Genomic DNA, 6857 nt, shown 5'->3' with positions numbered 1-6857 from the left:
GCTGGTCTCTGAAAATTCTTTAGAATCTTCAGGGTCTGTGTATTAATCGATCTTTGATTTTCAAGGTTCGTTGTGCTCTCGTCTCGCGACAGCTTGTATATATTAGCAAACTGTTTCGCTTTTGTCAAGCACTTTTTAAAATTTCTTTTTGTCATTCGCTTGAAAAGAATCTGTAAATTCGTTTCTCTCGCGGTGACTTGACATACTTTAACAAACATGACGTGCGCTGTCAAGCACCAATCTGATATTTTTTTATTTTTTTTACACTTCAGGTAACAGTTAGGCGGGGAGGGGTGGCAATGGAGGCCATACGCAGAGACCCTGTGAAATCAAGCCGGTCTCTGCGTATGGCCTCCGTTGACGCCCCTCCGGGACTCTACTTAGTTAAATTAAACGGGTACTCAGCTGGCGCATGCCTCGAAGATATGGACGAAGATATTCGCCTCCTTCAGATAGAAGAGCCAGGTCGTTGGATCGTTAAACTGCATCGCGATGTGCAGGGTCAGCGGATTTTCCGGCAGGAAACTGATGACAATCAGAAATATCCATACATAGACGATGGACTCCACGAGACCGAGTACGGCACCCAGTGTGCGATTCATGAAGTTCAGAACCGGAAGTTCCACTACACGCTGAAGGATCGCAAACGCAAGCTTCACGAGCAGCGTCACGACGATGAGAAGAAGTACGAAGGTGATCACACTCACAAGCATGCCGGTGATGCGATCTGCGATATAATCTGTCAGCTTATCCAGTCCCAGAAGCTGATAAAAAAGGTCGACACTCTCGCTTGCTGCGCCTGCTGCCGGCCCTTCTCCGAATGCGATCTTTTCCACGCGCTGTGCCACCAGCTCCCGCAGCACAGGATTCTGGTCGATCCAGCTCTGTACCGTCGGAAGAAGCATGCGCGTCGCAATCAGTGAAACAACGATCGATACGATATTCACCGACATGCGCACGAGCCCTTTACGGTAGCCATAGAGAAACATCGCGACCATAAATGCCGCCACGCCGATCTGCACCCATCCATTCATTACAATTGTTATTAATTCCGTCATCGCTTCTTCCTGCTACATCATCGCCCTTCTGATGTATTCTATTTAAAATCCTTACAGCTCTTCAGACATAGTTAAGTCAAGTCGTAGCCCGGCGGACAGCAGCCGGAAACCATACAAAGAGGACGTGTGAAATCAGGCCGCCTGGAGTTCCTGGCTTAGATTTCACCGGCCTCATAAGTACTGTGCTTCCGTCTGCCGTCCACTGAGCTACGACTGAACAGTAAAGAAAAGGCGCCCCTCGTGGAAGAAGGGGCGCGCTGTATGCTGCATCAGCCGATAAAATTGTCTTCACGAAGAATCAGCCGGTTCTCCTTATCATACTTCGGATGGAACATGCCGGTCAGCTTCTTTCCGAGGCTCGGTGCCTCTGCCTTATCTGCTGCTTCCTCGATCAGCTCTTCCGCACTTTCCTTTGTGAGCTCGACGCCATCCTCCTGCATCATCTCGATACGCTCATAGAGCGCCAGCACGGTCTTTCCGACGAGCACACAGTCGATTTCACGTGCATACTGCTGTGCATAATTCGCGAAGTCCTCGACGCTCATCTCCTGGTAGTAATCTCCCGGAAGCGGCTCCTCCGGCTGTGCCGCTTCATTAGCGACTGTATCTGCATCTTCTTCGGTCAATGCTTCCTCATCGTCCCCATCCGCGTCCGCTGTCTCTGCCGGGTAATCCACAGCATCTGCTGCGGAATCCACCTGGTTTTTCTGCGATTCAGCGTATGCGCTGTCCACAGTGGAGGCTGCTGCCGCCACGGGAACTGCTGAGGTATCCACATATTTATCCGGTGCATCCGCTTCTGCACTCCTATTCTCTGTTCCGTGCAGAGGGACCGGTGTACGGTCTTCACTGAAGGAAGCCGCCGGAGACGGCTTCTGCACCGTCATTGAAGCTGCCGTCTCCTCGTTTTCCACGGCAGCGTCTGCCTGTACCGGTGCATCGAGATCCACATCCTCAACGAGTTCATCCTCCTCTTCCTCGATGTCCGATACGAGATCGAACTTCTTGATGAAGAGCGGACGATCCTCTGCCATGCGATCGAAGTGGTCCATGACATCCACGAGCACGACAGAGCTCGAGTCTGTGAGTGTATCGATATAATCGCTGATTTCATCGACGACATCATAGGTCAGCGCACCGGCATTCTCGACGATCAGGTCCTTCCCGGCGATTTTCGGCACGAATGCCGCGAAGCCACGCTCGTTCAGTCTCGTGGCATCTGTCTTCGCAACCTTGAAATTAAATCCATAGAGATCATGGAAGTACTTGATTTCGTCGATGGCGATCTTCAGTCCATCCGCACGGGTCTTCGCCTCGATGATCATATGGTAGTTGTGGAGTTCTTCTTCCTTCTGTGGAATTTTATGCACCGCACTCTGGATGGCTTTCACCGCATCAGCGGCTGCACACTGCATATCATGATTGGATGTCTGTGCAGCACCCTGCGCTGAGGTAGAAGACGCCACGATCGGATCCGTTACAGCGGCCGTTGAAACAGTCGTAGCGGCGGCCATCGAATCAGCGGCTGTGGTATATGCAGGCTGGTCGCCTGCATTGGCTTCCGCGCTCTTCTGATAGATGGTCGCACTTTCCTCGGACGACGGCTGCACATCCTCGGATAACGGCGTGGTGATCGTATCTGTCGTGCCTTCAGACTGTGTTTCAGCTGCGAGCTCGGCATCAACTTCTGCCTTTACGACCGGACTCTGTGCTTCCACGAGATTTCCATCGGTATCAGCATACTCCTCGGATACCTTGCGGAGCTTCTCCTCATACTTGCTGCGGTTTTCCACGAGGTCCATCTGCTCCTTCGAAAGGGAGCGATACTGAAGCTTCAGCTCCATGGCCTTATCCACATACTGTCCGAGACCGAAGAGAAGCATGATTTTATCACAGGTGCGGACGCACGCATCCTCGCAGCCTGCTTCACTGTAAAGCTTCGCGAGGGTATAGAGCCACTCCTCGTCCACTTCCAGAGAGGTATACTCCTCGAGCGGTGCGATGAGCTGCTCAGCGCTGGCCCCCTTCGCCTTCAGAATCAGATAGCGGAGGAGAAACTGTCTGGAATCGTCCGGGCTCATCTCACAGAACTCGTGATAAAATTCCTGCGCATCCTGGAGATCGCCTGCCTTGACGGATATTTCAGCCAGCTTGTACAGAAAGCGTTTGCCGACCGGGGCACGCTCAAACGCCAGCAGAAGGATGTCCTTTGCTTCTTCATATTCACTGTTATGCTCATAGATATCCGCGACGTAGGAAAGAAGATTTGCATTTCGAACGCGACGCCAGTCGATCGTATCGGCGATCTGCATCGCGGTCTTATAGTCTCCCTGCTCTGCCATCTTGCGCATCTGCTCTGCTTTGATATTAAACTCGTACTTATCCATTTGGTTTTTCTCCTTAGGATCCTATTATAGCGTTATTCTTCCGTCCAGTGCACGAAGTAATGTAACCTCATCGATATTTTCGATATCACCACCCACCGGTACGCCGGAGGCGATTCTGGACACCTTGATGTTGAGCGGCTTTATCAGCTTCGTGATATAGGTCGCCGTGGTTTCTCCCTCGAGTGAAGAATTGGTGGCGATGATGACTTCCTCTACATCTCCCTGCAGGCGGGCCATCAGCTCCTTGAGACGGATGTCGTCCGGACCGATGCCCAGCATCGGCGAGATGGCACCGTGAAGTACATGGTATACGCCCTTGTACTTACCTGTGCGCTCATAGGCGGACATATCACGGCTGTTTTCCACAACCATGATCTGCCTGTGGTCACGCTCCTCGGATGCACAGATCGGACAGATCTCCTGATCGGTGATCGTACAGCAGATCTTGCAGTAGTGTACGTTGTTTCTCGCATTTACGATGGCTTCTGCAAGCTCGGTCGCCTGCTCCTTCGGCGCATGGATGATGTGAAAGGCCAGGCGCTGTGCACTCTTCTGTCCGACACCAGGAAGCCGGGACAGCTCACTCACGAGTCTCGAAATATCCTTCGAAAAGTATTCCATCAGAGACCGAGTCCTCCGGTCAGCTTACCCATCTGGCTCTGCGAATCCTCGTCAGCGCTCTCCAGTGCCTGGTTTACAGCGGCGACGATCATATCCTCGAGGGTCTCTACATCCTCCGGATCCACAGCGTCCTTGTCCAGCTCGAGCTTCGTGAGTACCTTCGCACCTGTGACGGTCGCCTTCACTGCGCCACCACCGGCCTGGCCTGTGTACTCCTTCTTTGCAAGCTCTTCCTGGGTCTCCTCGAGCTTACGCTGCATACGCTGATACTGCTTCATAATGTTGTTCATATTCATACCCGGCATACCACCCGGGAATCCACCATGCTTCGCCATAAAAAACTCCTTTTCTTTTATCCTTCTGTTTCTACTTGCATATGGATCTTCGAAAGATCCTCATCGGTCACATAAACCGTTGCTGCCTCATTCTCTTCCGAGAGTACCGTCGAGAAGCGAATATCCTTATGGTACTTCTCTGCGACGATCCGACGAATCTCAGGGATGCTCGCCTCCTGCTCGAGGAGATGGGCCGTCGCCCGGCTTCTCGTCACGATCGTCATGCCGGATCGATCGCGATCCGGTCGCACATAGCTTTCATCCCGCAGGAGCGCTGCCGAAAGTACCGGGATGGTGATGGCCGCACAGATGCTTCTCCACTCTTTTTTCAGGAGCTGGAGATCCTCATACTGCGCGCGCGGGAGCGTCACCTTCTTCGGTGTGGAGGCCAATGCCGGCTGCGGAGCGACGTTGTTCTGGTCGCCTGCATTGGCGCTCGCTGCAGTTGCTGGAAGCGGGGTACCGGCCGGGAGGTTCCGAAGCGTACGCTGGATCTCCGCGAGGCGGGCATTCATCCCCTCCGCACTTGCATCTGTCTCCGGGTATGCGAGCTTCATGAAGCTCGTTTCAATCAGGATCCGCTTCTGTGTCGCATAGCGGAGCTGATTACTGAGATCACTCAGCATGCGTATATAGCGCATGAGCTCGACCGTCGAGAGAAGTGAAGCATCTTCCTTCAGGCGCTTCAGATTCTCGCTCGACATATCCACCAGACCCGAGAGGTCATCCACTGTGGAGGCGAGCAGCATATTCCGTGCATACATGACGAAATCCGAGACGAACTGGCTGAGCTCACGGCCCTGATCGATGACCTCGGCGACGAGCTGCAGCCCGGTCTTCACATCCTTCTTCGAAAGCGCGCGCACGAGATCTGAGAACACGGCGGTATCCACCGCGCCCAGGATACTCAGTGCATCCTCATACTCGATCCGGCGGTCAAACTGGAAGGCGGAGCACTGGTCGAGCAGGGATACGGCGTCTCGCATGGAACCATCCCCGGAACGCGCGATATAGTGCAGCGCTTCATCGGAAACCTGGATATTCTCTGCATCCGAGATCTCACGCAGTCTTGCAGCGATCGTATCGGTCGTGATGCGCTTGAAATCATAGCGCTGGCAACGTGAGAGAATCGTGATCGGAATCTTATTCGGCTCGGTCGTCGCGAGGATGAAGATGACATAGGATGGCGGCTCCTCCAGCGTCTTCAGAAACGCATTGAAGGCCGACTGACTGAGCATATGTACCTCATCGATGATATAGACCTTATACTTACCATCGACCGGTGGATACTGGATCTTATCCCGGATCTGACGGATGTCATCGACACCGTTGTTGGAGGCTGCATCCATCTCTACGACGTTCATGCTGGACTCGCTGAGGATCGCCTGGCAGCTCGGACACTCGTTGCACGGGTTTCCATCGATCGGATGCTCGCAGTTCACTGCACGTGCGAGGATCTTCGCGACGGAGGTCTTACCGGTTCCACGGGTACCGCAGAAAAGATAGGCATGCCCGATCCGCCCGGTCATGATTTGATTTTTGAATGACGCAGTGATGGCATCCTGGCCCTTGATCTCATCGAAGGTCCGGGATCTCCATCGCCTGTACAGTGCAGTATAACTCAATGAAAAACCTCTTTTGTTCTTATATGCATCCATCCGCTTATCCGTCGATCGATGTATGTACAGTCGATGGGAAGCGCCTATGAAATGCGGTTTCAGCTGCATAAAGCAGCGATAAGCCTGGTACGGCAATGTAAACTAATGAAGATTATACAAGGCCAGGTGGAGATTTTCAATTAAAACAAAAAGACCATCCATATGGATGATCTTCTGTGTCAGAGTTGCGGGAGAAGGATTTGAACCAACGACCTTCGGGTTATGAGCCCGACGAGCTACCAGACTGCTCCATCCCGCGATAATAGGTTTTCAATAGAATAATGGGGCCTACAGGGCTCGAACCTGTGACCCTCTGCTTGTAAGGCAGATGCTCTCCCAGCTGAGCTAAGACCCCATTCTGCTGAAAACAACAGTGAAACCTTAAAGGCTTCAAATGGATGGGGGTGGATTCGAACCACCGAAGTCAGTGACAACAGATTTACAGTCTGCCCCCTTTGGCCACTCGGGAACCCATCCAAATATGAAATTGTGATGTAAATCAGAAGATTTACAAACGACCCGGGACGGAATCGAACCGACGACCTCCGCCGTGACAGGGCGGCGCTCTAACCGACTGAGCCACCGGGCCATATCGTGCCTTGAAAACTGTACACCTGAGAAATATAGCAAATTATTTTTAGATTGTCAACATCAAACCTACCAGCACATCTACTGTCGTAGATGCCACATACTCGTGAATGTGGAAGTAAATCTTCACGCTTCACTCGTCTTGCGCACATTGGATAAGCCCTCGACCTATTAGTAACTATCACCTGAATGCTTTGCAGCACTTACAGC

The 6857-nt window shown here is 52.5% G+C and carries 5 protein-coding genes and 4 tRNA genes; all 9 read right to left on the bottom strand.

The genetic code is table 11. From position 1 onward, the window contains the following. Positions 1–401: 401 nt before the first annotated feature. The 9 genes from ACTQ52_RS12060 to ACTQ52_RS12020 all read right to left on the bottom strand — a co-directional run bounded on the left by ACTQ52_RS12060 (position 402) and on the right by ACTQ52_RS12020 (position 6648). Positions 402–1058 carry a CvpA family protein gene (locus ACTQ52_RS12060; RefSeq protein ID WP_441227460.1) on the bottom strand — a complete coding sequence of 219 codons (657 nt, stop codon included), beginning with the start codon at positions 1056–1058 and terminating at the stop codon, positions 402–404. 269 nt (positions 1059–1327) lie between these two features. Continuing rightward, positions 1328–3445: a tetratricopeptide repeat protein gene (locus ACTQ52_RS12055; protein ID WP_441982751.1), complete on the bottom strand. Its 2118-nt coding sequence runs from the start codon at positions 3443–3445 to the stop codon at positions 1328–1330. 24 nt (positions 3446–3469) lie between these two features. Further along, positions 3470–4066 (bottom strand): recombination mediator RecR, encoded by a 597-nt coding sequence (gene recR, locus ACTQ52_RS12050; RefSeq protein WP_410044188.1) that lies wholly within the window; start codon positions 4064–4066, stop codon positions 3470–3472. Then, on the bottom strand, positions 4066–4401 hold the full coding sequence (locus ACTQ52_RS12045; protein WP_410044187.1) for a YbaB/EbfC family nucleoid-associated protein: 336 nt from the start codon (positions 4399–4401) through the stop codon (positions 4066–4068). The genes recR and ACTQ52_RS12045 overlap by 1 nt, the downstream gene beginning before the upstream one ends. 17 nt (positions 4402–4418) lie before the next feature. Next, a complete protein-coding gene (gene dnaX / locus ACTQ52_RS12040; RefSeq protein WP_441982750.1) occupies positions 4419–6026 on the bottom strand; it encodes a DNA polymerase III subunit gamma/tau in 1608 nt (535 codons plus the stop codon). A 218-nt stretch (positions 6027–6244) separates the two neighbouring features. Beyond that, positions 6245–6318 (bottom strand) — tRNA-Met (locus tag ACTQ52_RS12035). A 23-nt stretch (positions 6319–6341) separates the two neighbouring features. After that, positions 6342–6414: transfer RNA gene (locus ACTQ52_RS12030), tRNA-Val, on the bottom strand. 40 nt (positions 6415–6454) lie between these two features. Then, positions 6455–6536: transfer RNA gene (locus ACTQ52_RS12025), tRNA-Tyr, on the bottom strand. 38 nt (positions 6537–6574) lie between these two features. Beyond that, positions 6575–6648: transfer RNA gene (locus tag ACTQ52_RS12020), tRNA-Asp, on the bottom strand. Positions 6649–6857 lie beyond the last annotated feature (209 nt).

It is taken from the genome of Oribacterium sp. Sow4_G1_1, from assembly GCF_052116105.1.
Taxonomy (GTDB): Bacteria; Bacillota; Clostridia; order Lachnospirales; family Lachnospiraceae; genus Oribacterium.
Note: the sequence above shows the minus strand (reverse complement) of the source record. Positions and strands in the feature narration are given on the sequence as shown.